This is a genomic window from Paenibacillus pectinilyticus (assembly GCF_001700435.1).
GTDB lineage: Bacteria > Bacillota > Bacilli > Paenibacillales > NBRC-103111 > Paenibacillus_E > Paenibacillus_E pectinilyticus.
In genome coordinates this window covers 939,475-960,940 of record NZ_LYPC01000027.1, presented here as the reverse complement: position 1 = coordinate 960,940, position 21,466 = coordinate 939,475, and the positions used below count along the sequence as shown (strand labels likewise).

General features: G+C 45.1%; 16 protein-coding genes. 3 read left to right on the top strand and 13 right to left on the bottom strand.

Going from position 1 to position 21,466, the window contains the following annotated elements; all coding sequences use genetic code 11:
• Positions 1–90: 90 nt before the first annotated feature.
• The 3 genes from A8709_RS25825 to A8709_RS25815 all read right to left on the bottom strand — a co-directional run bounded on the left by A8709_RS25825 (position 91) and on the right by A8709_RS25815 (position 2,372).
• On the bottom strand, positions 91–633 hold the full coding sequence (locus A8709_RS25825; protein ID WP_065856541.1) for a chromate transporter: 543 nt from the start codon (positions 631–633) through the stop codon (positions 91–93).
• Between the two features lie 16 nt (positions 634–649).
• The gene (locus A8709_RS25820; protein ID WP_084225435.1) at positions 650–1,294 is read right to left on the bottom strand and encodes a chromate transporter; all 645 of its coding nucleotides are present in this window, start codon (positions 1,292–1,294) and stop codon (positions 650–652) included.
• A gap of 154 nt (positions 1,295–1,448) precedes the next feature.
• Positions 1,449–2,372, bottom strand: a complete 924-nt coding sequence (locus A8709_RS25815) for a DMT family transporter (protein ID WP_065856539.1) — start codon at positions 2,370–2,372, stop codon at positions 1,449–1,451.
• Positions 2,373–2,512: 140 nt separating this feature from the next.
• On the opposite strand from A8709_RS25815, the gene A8709_RS25810 reads away from it, so the two are divergent.
• Genes A8709_RS25810 through A8709_RS25800 form a run of 3 tightly spaced genes read left to right on the top strand, consistent with a single transcriptional unit; the run spans position 2,513 to position 6,132 of the window.
• A complete protein-coding gene (locus tag A8709_RS25810) occupies positions 2,513–3,904 on the top strand; it encodes a spore germination protein (protein ID WP_065856537.1) in 1,392 nt (463 codons plus the stop codon).
• A gap of 13 nt (positions 3,905–3,917) precedes the next feature.
• Entirely contained in the window at positions 3,918–5,018 is a 1,101-nt protein-coding gene (locus A8709_RS25805; RefSeq protein WP_065856535.1) for a GerAB/ArcD/ProY family transporter, read from the top strand.
• On the top strand, positions 5,011–6,132 hold the full coding sequence (locus A8709_RS25800) for a Ger(x)C family spore germination protein (RefSeq protein WP_065856533.1): 1,122 nt from the start codon (positions 5,011–5,013) through the stop codon (positions 6,130–6,132). The genes A8709_RS25805 and A8709_RS25800 overlap by 8 nt, the downstream gene beginning before the upstream one ends.
• Here the strand turns inward: A8709_RS25800 and A8709_RS25795 are convergent.
• From A8709_RS25795 to lacZ, 10 genes are all read right to left on the bottom strand, one after another.
• On the bottom strand, positions 6,129–6,632 hold the full coding sequence (locus tag A8709_RS25795; protein ID WP_084225433.1) for a hypothetical protein: 504 nt from the start codon (positions 6,630–6,632) through the stop codon (positions 6,129–6,131). The two genes, A8709_RS25800 and A8709_RS25795, sit on opposite strands and share 4 nt — an antisense overlap.
• 103 nt (positions 6,633–6,735) lie before the next feature.
• A complete protein-coding gene (gene katA / locus A8709_RS25790; RefSeq protein WP_065856531.1) occupies positions 6,736–8,190 on the bottom strand; it encodes a catalase KatA in 1,455 nt (484 codons plus the stop codon).
• A gap of 133 nt (positions 8,191–8,323) precedes the next feature.
• Entirely contained in the window at positions 8,324–9,874 is a 1,551-nt protein-coding gene (locus A8709_RS25785; protein ID WP_084225431.1) for a DUF3502 domain-containing protein, read from the bottom strand.
• Positions 9,875–9,992: 118 nt separating this feature from the next.
• A complete protein-coding gene (locus A8709_RS25780) occupies positions 9,993–10,892 on the bottom strand; it encodes a carbohydrate ABC transporter permease (protein ID WP_065856528.1) in 900 nt (299 codons plus the stop codon).
• 21 nt (positions 10,893–10,913) lie between these two features.
• Entirely contained in the window at positions 10,914–11,858 is a 945-nt protein-coding gene (locus tag A8709_RS25775) for an ABC transporter permease (RefSeq protein WP_065856526.1), read from the bottom strand.
• A 191-nt stretch (positions 11,859–12,049) separates the two neighbouring features.
• Positions 12,050–14,395 (bottom strand): AraC family transcriptional regulator, encoded by a 2,346-nt coding sequence (locus A8709_RS25770; RefSeq protein WP_141692654.1) that lies wholly within the window; start codon positions 14,393–14,395, stop codon positions 12,050–12,052.
• A 21-nt stretch (positions 14,396–14,416) separates the two neighbouring features.
• On the bottom strand, positions 14,417–16,495 hold the full coding sequence (locus tag A8709_RS25765) for a right-handed parallel beta-helix repeat-containing protein (RefSeq protein WP_065856521.1): 2,079 nt from the start codon (positions 16,493–16,495) through the stop codon (positions 14,417–14,419).
• Between the two features lie 73 nt (positions 16,496–16,568).
• A complete protein-coding gene (locus tag A8709_RS25760) occupies positions 16,569–16,787 on the bottom strand; it encodes a DNA-directed RNA polymerase subunit alpha C-terminal domain-containing protein (RefSeq protein WP_065856519.1) in 219 nt (72 codons plus the stop codon).
• A gap of 174 nt (positions 16,788–16,961) precedes the next feature.
• Positions 16,962–17,843, bottom strand: a complete 882-nt coding sequence (locus A8709_RS25755) for an NAD(P)-dependent oxidoreductase (RefSeq protein ID WP_065856517.1) — start codon at positions 17,841–17,843, stop codon at positions 16,962–16,964.
• A 447-nt stretch (positions 17,844–18,290) separates the two neighbouring features.
• The gene (lacZ, locus tag A8709_RS25750; protein ID WP_065856515.1) at positions 18,291–21,437 is read right to left on the bottom strand and encodes a beta-galactosidase, LacZ type; all 3,147 of its coding nucleotides are present in this window, start codon (positions 21,435–21,437) and stop codon (positions 18,291–18,293) included.
• Between the last annotated feature and the right edge of the window lie 29 nt (positions 21,438–21,466).

The following is a 21,466-nucleotide window of genomic DNA, read 5'->3' as shown; positions in this document are numbered from 1 at the left end:
GTGGAGAATTTGTAAAAACCCCGTTCTCTTGTGGAGAGAATGGGGTTTGGTGTAATCATGAGATTGCTCACTGGAACTGCTGTAACCTTGTTATAGAAAAAAAACAATCCCCACCATTCCCGCAAATACGATAATGAGAAAAGGGTGCAGCTTGTATTTCACGATTCCTAGAAAAGCACCTATGGTGATCAGTAACGTTGCAACTTGCCTCCAAGTGATACCCCTCTGTACGTTCTCAAAAGAAGATAAGCCAAAATGAAGTGCAGCATAGATGATAAATCCCGTTACAACGGGCTTTAGGCCATAGAAAGACGATTGGAACCATGTTTTGGAATGCCACCGAAATAAAAAAGCTGCTAAAGTGATGATTAAAATTAATGAGGGTAAAACCATGCCTAATGTGGCCATGATGGCACCTGGAATCCCCGCTGATTCATAACCAATGAGTGTGGCACAATTCGTAGCAATCGGTCCTGGGCTCGTGCCAGCAAGTGAAATCACATGATTAAATTCATCTGATGTCAGCCACTGAGGCTTCTCTACCTGCCGTTGAATGACGGGAATCATGGCGTAACCGCCGCCGAAAGAAACAAGACCGATTTTTAAAAAAGTTAGAAATAACGAGATTAGCATCCGAGCACCTCATTCCTCATATCCCATCCGCCATATAATACTCAGCGGTCTTGTTGTCCGAGCTCTCGGAAATTGCTTTTTCTTTATGTGAAAGGGGATTTTTCCAGCCCCATTTTTGCTTGAAATAGACGACAATGACGCCCGTTACTAAGCCTAGAGCAATCAACAAGACAGGTGATACGGTGATATACATCATTACCGCGACAGTTCCGACAGCTGTAAGGAAGGTCATGCCATCGAAGATTGACGTCTTTGCCATTTTATACGCTGCAGCCGCTATCAGTCCTACAATCGCTGCATGGATGCCATCCATGAACGCTTCCATTTTGGGATAATGCTCCAGCCACGAATAGGTCAAGCTCAGCAGAAGCACGATCAGAAAGGTAGGCAATGTAATCCCGATAACAGCTGCGACGGCTCCTGGAATTCCAGCAAGTTGATATCCAACTAGCGCAGACAGATTCACGCCGACGCCGCCTGGCGCCGCACCTGAAACAGCAACCACCTCTGCCATTTCCTCGTCAGTGATCCAGTGTTTCGCCACAACAACCTCACGTTGAATAGCAGGCAGCATCGCATACCCTCCGCCGAATGTGAGCGGACTGATGCGAAGAAAAGTCCCGAAAATGCGAAACAGTTTACGAATGGTATCCATGCTCATGATGATCGACCTCCTCTGAACTTAATTCTATTTTGAACTAAAGTTAGAGAGGTGTCCAATCAATTATACTAATATGTTCGCGAAAAACCGCTTATAATCTGGGTGATATGCCTTGAGGCACGCTCTTCCATCTAATAACAACACGCCATTTAATTTATTTTGAAATAAAGATAGGCATTTGTTTCACTTGTTTCTTCATCGCCATGTTCGTCAAGTACACACCTAACACAATGGAAGCTGCCCCAAGCAAATGATACAACTGTAAGGATTCGCCTGTAAACGTCGTAGCAAAGATCGCACTGAACAATGGGATAAAGTTAAGAAAACCTGCACAGCGCTGAGGTCCAGCGAGTTCAATCGCTTTATTCCAACTCAGAAAGGCTACAATCGATGCAAAAATACCAACATACAGAAGCCCGCTTACTAACGCCCCGCTCCATACCACCTGAGGTGCCTTGACCCACCACTCGATCAATGAACTAGGAATCAACACGACAAGCGCAACCGTTACTTGCACTAGCAAAAAGGGACTGGCGGGAAAACGGCCTGCCATCTTTTTCATCCCAACGGAATATAACGCCCAACACAGAATAGCGATCAACATGAAGAGATCACCCTTATTTACAGATAACCGAAGCAGTGCTTGTAGATTTCCCTGGCTAATAATCCAACATACGCCTAGCATCGAGACTGCAATACCAGGCAGGGCCCACCAAGCAAGCCTCTCCTTTAACACAAACCAGGTGATCAACACAACAAAAATAGGTGTCGCTGCATTCATTAAGGCAGCATTAATGGAACCGGTGAATTGAACAGCAACATACGTTAACGAGTTAAATCCCGCAACGCCGGTAAGAGAAAGAAATACGACCATTTTCCAGTGCGCGAGGAATTCATGACGGAGTTTCCAGGCAACCTTACCGAATAGGGGGACCAAACATAGGAATGCAATACCCCAGCGGCAAGTAGCCAATGTAATAGGCGGAATATGCAGCACAAGCGCTTTACCTGCCACGAAATTACCACCCCAAATGCAAGTGGCAAGAATTAATAATAAGTAAGGTGATTTTTTTAACATATCTGAGCTCCTTATGCCTGCAAAATGACTTCAACGTGGACAATGTTTGGGTTCGAATAGCCGTTTGGAAAAAGATGCATACTAAGGCTTGGAAAAAATCTGCAAATTAGCATGCGTTTAGACAGAAAGGATTCGGAGAAATGACAACAAATCAAGGGATACTTGTATCTACCTTGGAGATGCTTAAAGGTTGCGCGGATCTCACGCATCAACATTTCCCTCTCCAGCAGTTTGATCTTGTTTATTTTGACTATTTCGTTGGTACCGATATCCTTGATCGAGAAATTATTGCGCCTCTAACTGCTAAAGAGCCGAATCATGTTGCACTCTTAAGTCGGTCATTCTTTAAGCCTAAGTTAGATGTTAGCGAAATTGTTGACGGTATTTTGAGTGGAAAAATTGCTGTTTTTTATAACAACCGTGCCTATTTGTACGATGCTTATGCGCCTGAAATCCGCTCTATTCAAAATTCGGAAACAGAGAGTGTCATAAATGGGCCCATGGACTCGTTTAATGAGTCACTTGCTACGAATTTATCTCTCATTCGCAGACGAATCAAGAATCCCAGTCTGAAGGTCGTCAACTTTACGATTGGCACTAAGACGAAGACCCCATTTGCCTTGCTCTATATGGAAGGTATTGCTGACGCATCGCAACTACAACAATTAAGCGACATGATTGATAATTTGGATATCCCAGCTGTCTACGATACGAATACGCTAGTCCAATATTTAGGCATCAACAAGTTTACCATCTTTCCCCAGATCTTAACAACCGTCCGTCCTGACTTGATTTCTGATAAGCTCATCAACGGCAAGTTGGTGGGGCTGCTCGATGGAAGTCCAGTAGCTTTCAGCGCACCTACAGGCTTCATAGAGTTTTTCTCTTCACCCGATGATTATTATTTATCATGGGCTACTGCTTCTTTAATACGATTATTGCGGCTACTCGCTTTATTCATCACTTTGTGCTTCACAGCTTTCTATGTTTCGCTTGTTACTTATCACTACGAAATGATTCCAGCGACACTTATTCTTAATTTAATGGAGTCTCGGGATAAAGTACCCTTTTCACCTTTGTTTGAGGCTCTTCTCATGGAATTGACCATTGAATTCCTGCGAGAAGCAGGCGCTAGATTACCATCCAAAATAGGATCAACGATTGGTACTGTTGGCGGGATTGTGATCGGGCAAGCCGCTGTTCAAGCAGGCGTTACGAGTAATATTCTCATTATCTCTGTCGCGATTTCAGCAATCGCTTCGTTTGTCATACCGAGCTATATCATGAGTTCGTCCATCCGGTTTATGCGCTTCAGCATTATCATCATGGCTGGTCTCTTAGGGAATTTCGGGATCATGATTGCCATTGGTTTTATCTGTATTCAACTATCCGGCTATCAAACGCTCGGGCACCCTTTCCTACTTCCTTTCTCGCCTACGAAGCCCTATCGGATGCTGGATCAGGTTATCCGGATCCCTGTCTATCTTTTGCAGCGGCTAAATAAGAAAAAACCTTCCAATTCCAACGAATAAAGGAGAACCGTTCATGCAAAAAAAGCTCCCTTTCTTTCAGACGACTTTTTTGGCTGTCTACGCACAATCTGGCGTAACTGCGTTTACACTACCGCGAATTTTGGCTGAACGCATGGGAACCAATGGCTGGGCAGCTCTACTGATTTGTTGCCTAGTCGCCTCCGCCAATCTCCTTCTCATTTCGCTTGTTTACCGCTCCAGCAAAGGGAAATCTATCTTCGAAATTGCAGGAGCTTCTATACCTCGGATCATTCTGATTCCCTTTTTCACCCTTGTAGTTTTACTTTGGGCTATTTTGGGCAGCTTGGTTGGAAAAGAATATATCCTGATCGTCTCTACGATCTCACTCCAATCGGTCCCCCCATTTGTGTTATATCTCTTATTTGAAATCCTCATTTTTCTACTTATTTCCAAAGGAATCCTAAGTATCTCCTACTCCGCCACACTCGTATTTTTCTTACTTCTATGGAGTTATTTCCTATTGTTTTATACATTCGATGAATTCAGCCTAGCTCGTATGACGACCTTTTTATTTAAAGAAGTCGATCATTCTGTTTACGGCTGGATTGAGATCTATATTGCCTTTCTTGGCTATGAGCTAGTCTTACTGTTATTTCCGCATGTTAATGAAAAAACGCATGTGATGCGAGCCTTTCAGATTGCAAATCTCATCACAACGTTAACTTACCTCGCGATTTCATTCATCGCCTTCGGGTTCTTTAGCCTTCATCAGCTTCAGCATTTGAAATATCCTATGCTTAATATGTTGTCCTATCTAAATTTGCCTTTTGTAAGAAGAATCGATGATTTCTTATTTAATCTCATTCTATTTCGTGTGCTCCTCACCAATGCATTCTATGGATGGGCAGCATTCCAAACACTGAAATGGCTGTTACCCAAATCCAAAAGAACGCCTTTACAAATTACTCTTCCTTATTTCATCTTAGCCATACTAGCTGCTGTAGCCCTATTTGCATTCCCAATCACTTTAGAAGGCAATGAGACGTGGCTTAATCGATTAGGTTATGGAGAAATGGCCGTAGCTTTCTTTTTGCCCATACTATTATTAATTTGTTTAAAATTGAATAAAAATAGAGGTGAAAACTATGCGTAAAAGCACTTTTCTCATTCTACTGTGCCTGTTGACCGGTTGTTCTGTTCAACAGCAAATTGATAAAGTGGGAATGACCGACACTGTCGCTATCGATGCAGCTTATGATAGTAAAGGCAACCCTTCCGAAACCGAAATGTCTGTAGCCGCTTCAATCCCCAAGGCAGGCGGACTACAAGGACGTACAGTCGAAATTGTGCAAACTACAGCTTCCTCCCCCAAAGAAGCTCGTGCTATTTTCACTCGTAAAAGTGACAAAGCTCTGGTGATCGGACAACTGAGATGCCTGTTAATTGGGAAAGAATTAGCGAAGCAAGGTATTTTTAGGCTCCTTGACTCCTATAGACGAGATTCAGCGGTTGGCGAGCGCCTCAAAATCGTCATCGTGAGTGGTAATTCCGTAGACCTTCTAACCAAAAAATATCCACAACATGGCTTGATCGGAACTAAAATCAATCTTATGCTGGAACAACAATTTAAAACGCATGAGGCACCCAACATCACCTTGTATAGCTTTGTTCGTGACTATTATGATGATAGTGTTGATCCCGTTGTCCCTTTGATTATGATTAAAAAGGATGATGTAGAGATGGATGGAATTGCCCTAATGAAAAAGGATCGTTACGTTGGTAAAATTCCTTCCGATCAAGCCGTATTTTTCGAAATGCTTCACAAAAATGCCGATAACGGGACAATTCACATCGATTTCATTGAGCATTCCACTGGAAAGAAGGAATCTGCTTTAATTAGCGCGATAGATAGTAAACGAATGGTACAAGTTCTCTCAGCTAATGAGGATGATGAGCATCTTAAAATCAACATTCTTGTCAAACTCGACGGCATTATTCTAGAGTATTCGGGTATGAAGACCTTCTCAGAGAAGGAAGAGCGCCTTGCTCTAAATGAAGATTTGTCGAAAGCGATCCAAACACAATTAGAAGCTATTATTCGACTTGTACAGCGAACTGGGGCAGATAACCTAGGAATAGGTACCTATGTCCAAAATCAAGTAAGCTATGGTAAATGGAAATCATTACATTGGGACGATATTTATCCTCATGCAAATATTCAAGTGAATGTCGAAACGCAAATACGTGATTATGGAATGATTCGTTAAAGATCGTCCTCTAGAAACTGAACCTCACAGAAGCAGCCGAGAGGAATCATTTCGCGCAAATAGCGCATCATCTTTCCTTTCTCCTGCTCATCCATCCGTTCTAGGGCATCAAAATCAAAATGAATGATACTATTGATGACGTCATAGTGCTTAAAATGTAACCGTCCGTAAGGAAATTGCCGATTGATCGCGGCAAGAATGCCATATTGATTTAAATTTGAACGCAGAGCCGTTTGAACAATATCAGCAGGTACCTCCTGTAGTAAGGGGACTTTATCTGCACGGACTGCGTTATAAGCCTTTACGTTGAAAGCGACATAAGGGTACAAGTAAGCGTTTGCATACTTCTCGACCTGCTGCTGATCTTGCTTGGATAACTGCAAATCCCCCGTCCATGCATAGATCGTCGCCCGATATTTCACTGATGTGTGTATCCGGATGTACCTTAAATGGGGAAAGCGAGCTTTCACTAGCTGTTCCGATAATAGCCTTGTTCCCACCAAGATCACCTCTTTCGATAAGGCCAATGTGCTACTAGTATATGCGGGAAAACAAAAACAGCCATCCTTTTGCTTCGAAAAGGTAGCTGTTTTTGTCCTTCATTTATTCAGGAATAGATAGCCCCAGTCCTGCCGCAACACGTGTGCCATATTCAGGATCAGCCTTATAGAAGTGTCCGATCTGTCTGAGCTTGATGGCATCCTGTTCAACAGGCTTCATGGCCCCAACGATCGTTTGAACTAAACGCTCGCGCTCGTCTTCGCTGAGCAGGCGATAAAGATCACCTGGCTGCGTGTAATGATCATGATGATCATAGACTACACTGTCTGCGGAGCCTGATACTTCGAACGCTGCCGGTTTATACGCAGGTGTCTCTGAAGGTCCGCCCGCGCTGTTCGGCTCATAATACACAGAACCGCCGCCATTATCATCCGCACGCATCTGGCCATCGCGCTGATACGTGTTGACTTCACTTCGCGGCCGATTGATCGGCAACGCTTGATGGTTCGCTCCCACGCGGTAGCGGTGCGCATCGCCGTAGGCGAATAGGCGGCCTTGCAGCATTTTATCCGGCGACGCTTCGATCCCAGGCACGAATGTCCCCGGTGAGAAGGTCGCCTGCTCAACCTCCGCAAAATAATTCTCCGGGTTGCGATTCAGCACCATGCGTCCAAGCTCAATTAACGGGTAGTCCTTCTGCGACCAGACCTTCGTCACATCGAACGGATCGAATCGATATGTATTCGCGTCTTCCAGCGGCATGATCTGCACACACAGTTTCCAAGCGGGGAAGTCCCCCTTCTTGATCGCCTCGAACAGATCCTCCGTATGATAGTCCGGGTTATCTGCGGCCAGTTGTGCTGCGACAGACGGAGCCAAATTCTGAACGCCTTGCTCTGTTTTGAAATGATACTTCACCCAGGACGCTTGACCTTCTGCGTTCACCCATTTGAACGTATGCGAGCCAAACCCATGCATATGCCGCAGGGTTGCAGGAATCCCGCGGTCCGACATCAGGATCGTAACTTGATGCAACGACTCCGGAGATAGAGACCAGAAATCCCAGACCGCATTTGGATTTTTCAAATGTGTTTGCGGATGCCGCTTTTGCGTGTGAATGAAGTCCGGGAATTTAATCGCATCGCGTATGAAAAAGACTGGCGTATTGTTGCCTACGAGGTCATAGTTACCTTCATCGGTATAAAATTTCACCGCAAAGCCGCGCGGATCGCGAACTGTATCTGACGAGCCGTTCTCACCGGCTACCGTCGAAAACCTTACGAATAGCGGCGTTTGTTTGCCCACCTCCGACAGGAAGCTTGCCTTCGTAAACGCTGTCAAATCTTGCGTCACTTCGAAATAACCATGTGCGCCAGCGCCCTTGGCATGCACAACACGCTCAGGCACCCTTTCGCGGTTGAAATGTGCTAATTTTTCCAACAAATGTACATCTTGGATCAAAGTTGGCCCACGCGCACCCGCAGTTTGGGAATTTTGGTTATCCCCAACAGGTGCTCCCCAGCTTGTCGTTAGCTTGCTTTTATCATCCGTACTCATCGTGATTCACCCACCTCATTTCATCTTACCCTCATTCCACTATATTCAGGGACTTGGCCTGATATGATTGGAACGCATGAAGGCTGCCCCATAAGGTCAACGACCTCACGGGACAGCCTCGATGTTCCTATGCTTACAAGCCCTTTGCCTTCAAAAACGCCTGCCACTGTTTCGTTGTTTCCGCATCAATCTTGTCTTGACCCGCTGCTTTCAGCTTGTCGATGTACTTCTGCAATTGATCCGCAGGATCGACCGCACCCGTTTCCAGTGCTACTTGGAACTCGTTATCGACGGCGGTTACGTTAGCTACCTCAGATTTGATGGAGTCTCTATTCACATCAAAGCCGTAAGAAACTGGAACCATTGCGCTTTCGTTCAGCTTAATCGTTTTATCCCATACATCAGCTGTTTGAGCACCTTTCAAATACGCGTTGAATTGGTTACCGAAAACCCAGTCCACATTCGGTGCATAGCCAGAATCTTTGATCGGTTCAATATATTTGTCATCTTTCTTCGTATAATGTTTGCCTTCAATCCCATTGGAAATCAGATTGTATAACACTTTATCTGTGTTAAGCAGGTTGATAAACATAAGGGCGCGTTCTGGATTTTTGGAGGTTTTGCTAATCACCTGCATCGCACTCGCAACCCCAGTGAAATATGAATCAGATATCGGCACGTAAATAACAGCATTGTTCCCGTTATTAGCCATTTCATCTACTTCGCCGCCTGGTTTGGTTGTAAACTCAAGGCTGACAGCCACTTTCCCCTTTTTCTTAAGGTCAGTAATATTTTTCAAAAGAGGAGCATCCTCGTTGATATAGCCCGCTTTGGACCAGTTGTGCATCGTCGTGAAGAAGTCCTTTTTATTCTGAAGCTGTTGAATTTTCGTGATGGACGTGTACGTTTTATCATCTTTTTTGTAGGCGACAGCAAGGCCATCCGCAGCGACCAGATTCGGATCTGTGTAGAGGCCCCATGAGTTCTGAGCCATTCCGAAAGGAATAACATCCTTTTCATTATCTTTGATCGATTTCAAGAAAGGCTCAAGGTCTTTGTACGTTTTAATCGAATTAACATCTAGTTTGTATTTATCTGCGTACTGCTTTTGGATCACAAGGCTTTTTGTTTTGGCAGCAATTTGGTATACAGGGAAGCCGTATACTTTCCCATCGGTCGCTTTCATATCCGGCCAGAATTTATCAGGGATATTCTTACGCGCTTCAGAGGCATATTTGTTAATCATCGTGTCGGTTAATTCTAGCAGCGCACCTTTATCAATGTTCGGTTGATAGCTAAGCAGCCAATATTTCGAACCCCAGGCCACATCGAAGGCTTCGCCTGATGCCATGATTGTATTCAATTTCGGATCATATTCATCAAATGAAAGCGGCTTCAAATCGACCGTAGCATTGATTTTACTTTTCACATATTTATTGATTTCATCATTGACGAGAGCTTGATCTTTCCCAGGCGGATTACTTGGGTAATAAAATGTCAATTTGACTTCAGGTAATGTACTAGGTGCAGGCGTAGCTGGCGTTGCCGACGTTGATGCTGCAGGTGTCGTTGCCGCCGGTGATGTTGTTTCACTTGCCTTATCCGACGTACAACCTGCTAATACGGTAAGACTCGTAATCATAATGGCTACACTGCTCAGGTACGATTTTTTAATTTTTTTCAACCTTCACACCTCCATAATATTTACCCCTATTACTATCAGAACATGACTTGATTATGAACTAACGTAGAAACAATCAGGGCAATGCACACCTCACCTCCTCTCATCATACGTTCTTGACTTAACTCTTTAAAGAGCCAACCGTAATGCCTTTGACAAAGTATTTTTGGAAAAATGGAAATAACACCATCATCGGCCCCCCTGCAATCATGGCCATCGCCATCCGTACAGATAAGGTCGGGAAGTTCGCAAATTGTAATTTGCTTGCCGCCTCGGCCAAAGGGGAATTCGCTAGAAACTCAATTTGCGAAAGAATACGCACAAGCAGCAGCTGCAAAGGCACATATTTATCATTATCAATAAACAGCAGTGCATTAAACCAATCATTCCAGTAAGCAAATGAGATGAAAAGTCCAAGTGTCGCAAGCGCTGGTGTAGAAAGCGGCATGACAATGCGTAAGAATATGCGAAACTCACTAGAACCGTCAATTTTGGCAGATTCAATGATTTCCATCGAGATTTTATCAAAAAAACTTTTCATAATGATGATATTGAATGGATTCATCAACAACGGAATGATCAGTGCGAGCGCTGAATTTTTCAAATGGAGATATTGGGTCATAAGAATGTAAAACGGAATTGTGCCCCCATTGAACAACAAAGTGAAAGCAATATAAAACGTAATAGGACGATGATAGCGGAAATCTCGACGTGACATGGGATATGCCGTCATAGCAGTTAAGAGCAGTGAAAGCACCGTTCCTATTACCGTAATACAGATCGTAACCACATAGGATCTTAGCCAGATGTCTGGCGATTTTAACACGATCCGGTACGCTTCCAGGCTAATTTCCTTCGGTATAAAGCGATACCCATATTCAATTAAGCTATGTTCGGACGTCAGAGAGACCGCAATAACAAGGATAAAAGGAATGATCATGAATACACATACAATCGTAAAAAACACATGAATCAACCAATTTGAGTCTGGCTTTACTGGTTTGGCTAAGGCAAGTTCCATAGGGCTCCTCCCACTTCCCATTTAAAATAACGCATTCTCTTTATCAATTCGCCGTACGGCAAAGTTGGCTGTCACTATCGTAATTAACCCTACAACCGATTGCAGAAAGCCTACAGCTGCTCCGGAATTAATGTCCCCAAGCTTCGCAAGTGCGCGATACACATACGTATCAATAACATCCGTGGTAGCTTGATTAGCTCCCACATTATTCGGTACGAAGTAATGGAGTCCGAAATCGCCCCTGAAAATATTTCCCAAACCTAGAATGAACACAATAATAATTAAAGGTTTCATGAGAGGCAGTGTAATACGGAAGATCATTTGCAGACGAGAAGCTCCGTCTAATTTGGCAGCTTCATAATAATCACTATTGATCCCAACCATGCCCGCATAATAAATTAATGTGGAGAATCCAACGCCTTTCCATACGGCAACGATGGGCAGAATGAAGATCCAAGGTGTCGTTTCTAAGTACCATTTATGTGGTGATAGCCCGATGGTTTGGAGGAAGCTATTGAGATACCCACTTTTGTGCTCTAAGAAGGCATACGTAATGTATCCAACAAGAACAAGTGAGATGAAATAGGGAAGAAATAATGTCGTTTGATAAATCTTCACCATCCGCCCGCTAACCTCGTTCAATAGAAGCGCTAGAATGAGAGCAGTCAGCGTCCCAAGGAAGATATAGGACATGTTGTACAATAACGTGTTGCGAATAATCCGAAACGCATCTTGCGATTTAAATAGAAATTCGAAATTTTTGAAACCAACCCACTTGCTCCCCAGAATCCCTTGATCATATCGGAAATACTTAAAGGCTAAGATTAGACCGATCATCGGTAAGTACTTAATGACCAGTTCAAACAATACCCCAGGGGCTGCCAGCAGCAGCAATTCCCGATTCTTTCGTAAGTGTTTGAACTCCTGCATGAGACCTCGTTTTTTAATAGGTTTTGATTTCGTCATTGCGCTCCTCCTCCATAACCGTATCTTGCCATAAGTCACTGCGTCTACATAGCGTAAGATGTGCGAAATCATGTACAATCCACGTGTACAATGTTAGAATTACTCTCTTTTTACCTCTAAAAGACAGAAAAACCGCCCTCCTTTCACCAAATGGTGGTCGAAGTGGCGGCTTGGCATACAAATGTCACAGCTTATGAAATTGATTTTTTCATGCGATATTCCTTCGGCGTGCTTCCGAACTTGGCCTTGAACAACCTGAAAAAATAGCTTGGATTGGCATATCCGCATTTCTCCATAATATCCAGCACCGTGTGATCCCCGTTCTCCAGTAACAGCTGCGCCTGCTTTAAGCGGATTTCGTTGATATATTCCGTGAGGGTCAATTGGTAGCTATCCTTAAAAAGCTTCCCTAAGTAAGCGGACGACAGCTTCACTGTTGAGGCAATGCTTTGTTGACTAAGGTTGATATCCGCGTATTTCTGACCTATCAATTCTTTGACCGTCTCCAAGATCATGTCATTCCGTTCCACATTGGATGGCTTCTGCCCTTCACAAATCTGAGCACACAAGGCCAACAGAGACAAGTACATCTCCTCTAAAGTCTCCTTCTCCTGGGGAATATGATGGATATAGTCGACATTGAAGCTCATCTTGGTCACACGATTTTCCATAATTTCAACGACCGTATACTTGATAACCCAAGTCAAATTAGTCACAGCGCGATGGATATCATGATAATGGAAGGTGGCAAAAAGGGAAAAAGCTTTCTCCAGTTCAATCCCCGCCTCCGTCATTAAACCTTTCTTCAAGCTCTCTGACAGTTTACGCTCGATCACTTCTGGAATGGACACTCGTTTATTCGCCGAATTTTCTTGGATCATTTCACTAGTTATGATCGACTTGTAGCCGTAAATAAGCTTGTATAAACTGATCTGCAGCGCTTCTGAGTAAGCCGAAGACAGGTGTGTCACCTGAGAAATACGGTCACTGATCCCGCAGGAAAGACTCAGTCCATAGAAATCTTGCATGGTGTTTTGAATGTCACTGATAATGGCAGGAATATCCGCACCCTGTGCGTTTGCAGCATCGTCTGGCAAGGATACGATTAGTACCACATGGTCGCCCCAAACCTCAACGGCTTCACATGGATACCTCTTCGACATCATTTCCTGCGCAATATTCGTGATCGCGAAGCTGTGCATTTTTTTCAAAGACACTTCGGTCTGTCTGCTATACGCCTCGAAATGATCTAAGCGTAGTACACAAACTAGAAGCTCGGAAGGATACGCAATGTTTAACTCATGTTTCTTAATTAGCGCGATCATATCCTGATGCGAAAAAAGTTGACCGTCTGTTATAAACTTTCGAATATAATATTTATTTACGATGTGCTCCGAACTGATTTCCTGCAACGTATCGGATAATTTCAAATAGTTCTCACTCATCGCATGAAGCTCATCACCTTCCGTAGCTCTGGAAGGCCGCTCGCGCGGGTGTTGGAACCGGATACGATGAAGCATATCTTCAATAGGGTGATACAATTTGTAGGATAACCAGACCGATATCCCAATCGCGATGAGCAGCATGATGCCAGAGACCACAAGAGATTTCACACGTGTTTGGGTGACATCTTGCATTAACTTGTCATAGGACTGCAGGTAGAGAATCGTCCAATTCGGAATTGGATTGGCCAAATAGGTGATCATGCTCTTCTTGCCTTCCACATCACCAATGACGAAGCCGGAAGGCTCACTCGTTTCACGCTTATGCGCAGTGATATAGTTGTGGATAGCAGCCTGCGTCTGCTCATTCGCATATGTCGGGTTGAGCAAAGAGGAATATAAGTGCCCCTTCGGATCAGCCATAAGAATATCGCCTTGAGACGGACTTCCTGTATCATTCATCTTCTTCAGGCTATCGAAAACCCAGTCGGACTTGATATAGAAAATAATGGCCGATTCTCCAGCCGAAAATGGCTTTAAGGAGTCGGTCACCACGAAAGCGAACGTATCAATTTGACCGTCATCACGTTCAAGACTAACAGGAATTAATCTTGAAGTTTCGTGCTTTTGTGAAGGATCCAACAGCCAATTTTGAATTTTCTTCTTCGTCACACCGCCATCTAGAAGGAAGTTACTCGTTGTTCCGTAAATCTCACCTTGTGAATGATTATACACGACCATCGAGTGTAAAAAGGAAGAACTTTCCATAATACTCGACATACGCTGATACCCGCGAATGAGATCCATTTTCGGTAAATTTTCATCAAACATCAGCGGAATTAATAAATTATCCTTCATGACAAAATTAGATAAGTGCGTAATTATCTCATTCATATACGAAAAATTGTACTGCATCTGCGTGAGCACCTTGAGGTTGGATTCCTCTTGAATCCGCTTCACCGATTTCTCCAAGAGGTACGTATTGGCAAACGAAGAAGCCAACAGAACAATCACCATCGACAGCATAATGGAGCTCAGTACGCGCTGCAAATATTTCTTGGATTTATAAAAGCCAAATCCTTTCAAATGAACCAAGCCCCCCTTGATTCCGACGCTTTACTGTGGTCCTGCCAGACGGTCTTCTATATCCACCCAACCTAGTGTATAGGCCGGCGAATCCGGTTGAAGACGATACCGCCCATCCGCCATACGAACCAATTGGGGATCCGCGACGAGGGTATGTTCATCAAACTTCCCTCCCAATAAGGAGCGCCAAGCCTGCCAATCATACACATGCCGATCTAAACAATCTGGCTCAGTTGACGCGAGAGGCAGCTCCCCTGCAACCTCACACAATCGGCCTTCGCGCCAATACAAATTGTAATTCGCCTCGGAGAACTTATCATCCCGCCAATTAACGAAATAGTACATATAACCGGAATTAGAAATGACATTCCCGATGACACGAACATCCTTATTCTCTTCACCAGCCATTTCTTGCGTGCCGATCGCAGCTATCGCATCCGGATTATCAACGATTAAATTTCCTTGAATCAGATTTCCAATCCCTTTGGAGAAAATAAGCATCCAGAGCTTGCCTTCCCCCGTGCTATATAAATGAGTTAACACATTCTGTGTGATTGTAAAATAGTCCGAGGCATCGTCTAAATAAATACCGAAGCCAAAGGAGAAATGAATACCGCTGTCATGTAAGCGGTTACCATGAATGGTGTTTAAGGTCCCCACACCCCATGACTCAATCATACCGCCATCCTGACTATCGATCATCACGTTCGAAATATCGTTATAGGCAATGCGATTTCCCCTCGTATGAAGGAACTCCCAGTGGTTATCCCACGTAACCGTGATTCCATACAACGTATCTGGCATAACCTTGTGTCTCAGCCCTTTGAGTGATATCCCATAGCGCGGCATATACGAAATCTGATTATGAGCAATCTCGTTATGTCCGCTTTGATACAGTAAAATCCCGCAGCCATGTCCAATCAACTCGCCACCATGCGCAATGACATTATTCGTGATCTTGTGCTCTTTGTTCGTATAGGAAGCGCTCGCCGAAGTGAATGAGCCTTGAAGGGGGGAGTAGCCGGAAGCACATATCCCCATATATCCCATATGTAGGATCTGATTGCTATGTATCCAGATACGCTGGGTATGCTGGTCTAAAAAGATGCCGCAGCTGCCTGAATTCAAGATGGCACAATGCGAAATCGTGATATCCGCAGCATGTTGGAGATACACCAAGCCTTCACGATGCTCATCGCGTTCCACATTGCTCAAGCCGTCATCTTCCTGAATCATCCGATATTCCGCCCAGAAGTCCGTGCAGGACAACTGGAATCCATGTAGGTTGAGATGCTGAATAGGCTTATCGTGATCGTTTCCTCTCAGTTCAATAAGCCTCGTCATCATGGGTATAATTATCTCTTGTTGGTTAGGCATTCTGTTCTTGGGCCAATAATAAAGCCAACCTTCCTGCTGGTCCAAGTGAAACTGGCCTGGTGCTTGTAGAAAGTCGAGGGAACCTTGGAAGAAATAGCGTGAGCCGGCACCAATATCCCATATGGACGGTTGACGGAATTTCACATATCTAGCTTCTACATCATGCGACGCTATGGCTTGCACTTCCGAGAACCAGTTCCATTCCCCGCGGCCAGGCCAAATGTAAACTTGAGCCTCGGAGAGATCACTTCCCTCAGGGATGTCATCTTCACGATACGAAATGCCTTCCTTGAATGATGCTTCTTCCGACTCTCCATCAACTTGATAATAGCCTGTTGCTGGTAATCTAGCTTTAGCTACACGTTGACCATCTGCATACAACGTATGGAACACACTTCCCGTTCCTATGTAAGCTCGCCAAATCTCGCCTTGATAAGGCTCCCAGTCCGTAACAGGTTTACCACCAACAATATGCACGACTTCGTCTGGGACGTTCCGATACGTAACTTGAAACCCATCCCGGCCCGAATCGCGCTCATCGAGTTGCCAAGTGACGTCAGTATAATAGGTACCGCCATACACATTCACATAAATATCTTGCTTCATCCCTTGTTGGATGCATGCACGTACCATCATCTGAGCTTTTGTTATCGTTAAAAAAGGTGCTTCCTTGCTGCCATCGTGAGCATCATTCCCTGTTGTCGCTACATAGAATTGGGTCGCAACTAGCATGAGCCTACTCCTTTATTCATAATGATAACCTTATTTATGACTGAGGTCATTCATTTAGACCACAATCCGTGGATCATGAATTCGTTGCGAAGGACAATCCTTTCGCTTCCAGTTCATGGCGAATCATTTCAATGGCTTTGGGCCCCATACCATGCAATTTCTTGAGCTCAGGCTCCGTGATCTTGGTCAAATCATGGAGGCATGCAATCCCTGCTCCTGATAGAGCTCGCTTTGCTGGATTTGACAATTTAGGAAGATCTGATTGCTGCTCCTCTAGCTTATTCGTTGACATGATCCCATCCTCCTTCTCTGTTTTATCATCTGTCTGCTAAAAAAATTCACAACATCTGGCTGCGCATACAACTTCGGCGAATGGCTCATCGCCTCCAGCATCGGCGCATGTGCGCCTTGCTGCCTTGCGGACCCACGAACGGATTCGTGAGGTCCGAGGCAACCATAAACACATCTACTTATTGATTAATTTATACAATGCTTGGGTACCACTTTCCTCTTCGCCCATCGCAGCTAATTGTTCGTATAGGGATTTGGCTAAGGTTAGTCCTGGCAGCTCCACACCCATTTCATCTGCGGACTGAAGGGCAATCTTCATATCTTTGATGAAATGCTTCACATAAAAGCCAGGTGCAAAATTATCCGCGATCATCCGAGGACCAAGATTGCTTAAGGACCAGCTTCCGGCTGCGCCCGTTTCAATACTTTTTAGCACTGTAGTTGGGTCAAGTCCTGCTTTCTTCGCGTACACGAGCGCTTCCACCACGCCCATCATGTTGCTGGCTATAGCGATTTGGTTGCACATCTTGGTGTGCTGACCTGCACCTGCCTCGCCTTGATGCACAATATTTGTACCCATGTATTGGAAAAGGGGCAGCATCCGCTCAAACACTTCACTTGAGCCGCCAACCATGATGGATAAGCGCGCCTCGCGCGCGCCAATATCACCGCCTGATACAGGAGCATCGAGCGCGAATAATTGACGCGTAAGCCCCTCTTCATAGATGCGCTTCGCTAAGGATGGACTCGACGTAGTCAAATCGATTAAATAACTGCCAGGTTGAGCCATCGCCAGAATCCCATTTTCGCCAAAATAAATCTCCTCAACATCGCTTGGGAAACCAACCATGGTCATAATCACTTGGCACTGTTGCGCTAAAGCCCCAGGGGATTCCTGCCACTTCGCACCGGTGTCTAATAAGTCCTGCGCTTTTTCTTTGGTTCGTGTATATACGTGAACTTCATACCCCGCTTTTAGGTAATGGCCTGCCATGCTTTTGCCCATTACACCAGTTCCTATGAGTCCAATAATTGGTTTTACCGTATTCTCTGTCATGTAAATATCCACCTTTCATCCAAATCCAGGATGCCTTTTCTTGTTGTTTTTAATCTTCTTTAAACTTATCACCCCCGCTTCATCTGGTCAAACCGAGTTGAGTGATTGTGCTAACCCATATCGCAGGGATAGGCACGTTTACCTTGCTTATTTAGTCACAAGGTGGGGTAACTGAGGCGATAAGACCACAGCATGTGCTTATTTGCTGACAAACTGGTTATTCCTCTGGATTTATGGACAATAAGCACACTCGCCTTGTTTAATGACATTCTCACAGGGGCAATTGGGTAAATAAGAAACCGGTGTGGGCTTATCCTTATCATGAACGTGTAGAAACGGGTTCGGCTGGAACGAGGTAAGTCATGTCATGTGAATTTTCGGAACGTAAATTCATTCCCAAAAGGCTGTGCCCACTGGGCACAGCCTCTCTTACTTACAATTCTTTACTTACAAACCTTTAAACGTGAATCCATACGCATACGTACGATTCGCAAACAGTGTAAACTCCGGATGCGTTCTTGCACCCCAGCTATCGTCACCGCCAACGCCCATCTGCTTGTAGTTTACGCGCAGCACTACTTTGTCACTGACTGGCAGCTTGTAGGGATGATCGTGCGCTTCTAATTCCGAAGGGGAATACGGCAGCGCATTGAGTTCGACCGTTGGCAAGCCGGCAATGCGAAGTCCGCGTCCCGCGGCATTCGTAAGCGATGCCCAGCGAACATCCGTTTTGTTCCCACATTCCTGCGGACGCAGGTACGGTACGAACTGTTCCTCGACCGTGCCGCTATGCAGTGCTAGTTTAGCGCCAGTATTGCGATCCCAGTGGTTTTCGTGCGGCCCGCGGCCATACCACGTTAAGTTCGCGAAGGAAGCGTCCAGTTCGAACATCACGCCAACCTCAGGAATTTCAGGCAGTTTCTCCCCTGGCGTCAGCTGCATGCCGACTTCCACTTCTCCACAAGTGGACACGGTATACACCAGTTGAACCTCAGATGCAGGCTGTGTCGCAAGTACATAACGAACACGAACCTCTGCGCGTCCAGCATCCAGTGTTTTGGTGCTCAGTGAAAGCAACTTGCGTCCGCGACCTGCCTCTTGCCAAGGCGCACAACGAATAGGATGCTGATTCCCGCGATCATTATCCGTATACGCGCGCCAGAAATTCGGCACGGGTCCCGTTTGGAACAATTCTACGCCTTCATACTGATAAGAGATCAAATCGCCTGTCGACGCATCGAATCCAAGTGCAAAATGTTCCCCTTGCAGCGTGAGCGAATCTTCACCATGAACAACTAGCACAGCCGCTTCCGTTGAAAGGGCTGCAGCTGATTCTTTCTCAGCTTCCCAATTTCGTGTTGTCAGTGCTAATTCATAGCTTACAGGAAGGATAAATTGCTCCCATGCAATTTCATGTCCTTTCGCTCCCCAAATCGTGTCTTCCTGCAGTACCAAACTGAGTGTCAACACGAATTCATCGGTCGGGAATTGGCTTTCCGCTGAAGGAAGTGTCAACTCAACGGTTGTTGTTTCACCTGGCGCAACCGCAAAGGAACTCACGCCACTCTCGACTTGGACACCATTCTTGGCAATCGTCCATGACCAATCGTAGGCATTCAAATTCGTGAATAAGAACTGATTCGTCACACTGATTTGGCCTTTGGCTGCATCAACCGCTTCAAACTTTACGTTCTGATAGCACTTCTTCACTTCATGCAGCTTAGGCGAAACGGAACGGTCCGCGAAAATCAAACCATTACCGCAAAAGTTGCCATCATTCGGCGTGTCGCCAAAATCACCGCCATAGGCGTGATACGAGATGCCATCAGGCGTCGTTGTGCGAATCGATTGGTCGATCCAATCCCAAATGAATCCCCCCTGGAGAACTGGGTATTGATCAAAAAGTTCCCAATATTTAAAGAGGTTGCCGCAGGAATTCCCCATTGCATGGCTATATTCACACAGGATAAACGGCTTCTTCGGCTTATTTTTCGCGTATTCTTCGATTTTTTCAATTTTGGAATACATATGACTTTCGATATCTGATGCTCTATCCGATTCACGCCAGTGGAATATACCTTCATAATGAACCACACGAGATGGATCAGCCTCACGCAAAAAGTCATGCATCAGCAGGAAATTGTCTCCGCCGAATGACTCATTGCCAAGTGACCAGATCACGATTGCAGGATGATTCTTATCTCTTTGCAGCATGGAGTTCGCACGATCCAGCACCGCTCCTGTCCATTCAGGTCGGCTTCCTGGTACCGTTTCGCCAAGCTCTTCTTGCATATAGCTCCAAGCACCATGCGTTTCCAGATTCGTTTCATCAATCACATATAATCCATACTCATCACAAAGCTCATACCACTTTGGATGATTCGGATAATGGGAGGTCCGAACAGCGTTAATATTATATTGTTTCATAAGCAAAATATCAGCAATCATACTTCCCGCATCAACCGAACGACCGCGGTCCCGATCAAACTCATGACGATTCACACCTTTGAACACGATGACTTCGCCATTGATTTTCATCAAACCATCTTCGATCTCAAATTTGCGGAAGCCCACTTTACAGCTTTCTGTCTCCAGAAGCGTGCCTTCCTCATTTAACAAACGAAGTACGAGTATATACAGATTCGGACTTTCCGCACTCCATTTAGTAGGTTGATCGATGTGAGCAGACAGCACCACTTCTTGCTTCTCCACACCATTTGTTTGGACACCAATACGAAGCGGCTCTGCCCAAAGGGCTTGCTGCTCGCCATCGTACAACATCGCTTCCACTTGATGAACGCCTTGACTTTGCCCATCATAATTCGTAATGGTTGCTTGAATGGAGAGCTCCGCATCTTGGCATGCGCTATCTAGATTCGTGTTTACCTTAAAATCAGCGATATGCGCCACTGGCGTCGTGTATAGATATACATCGCGGAAAATCCCGCTCAACCGCCAGAAATCCTGGTCTTCCAACCAGCTGGCATCGCTCCAGCGATATACTTCTACCGCAAGTTTGTTCTCACCCTCGATCAAATAAGGCGTAATATCAAAATCCGCAGGCGTAAACGAATCCTGGCTAAATCCGACCAGATCGCCATTCACCCACACATAGAAGGCAGATTCCACACCTTGAAAGCTGATATACACGGGCTGCCCATTCCAACCTTCCGGTACTGAAAAGCTGCGAACATAGGAACCGACTGGGTTATAGGTAACAGGTGCAAAAGGAGGTTTAAGGTCCTCGTGACCAACCCACGGATAAATAATATTCGTATACTGCGGGAAATCGAAACCTTGGAGCTGCCAATGCGAAGGAACAGCCATATCCGCCCAAGCGCTGCAATCGTAACCATTTGTATAGAAATCAACAGGGCGTGTATTCGCATTTTCCGCAAAATGAAACTTCCATGTACCATTTAAATTTTGATAAAATGCTGAGGCTTCCCGGACACCCGCGAGCGCTTCTGCTTCCGTATGGTATGGCATCAGGGTCGCATGCGCTGCTACGCGATTCAGTTGGAAAATTTCCGGGTTATTATTCCACTCTGGGTAACCGTTTGCAGGAGCTGTGTATACAAATTTGTTCGCCATGTATGTTATTCCTCACTTTGTGTTTATAG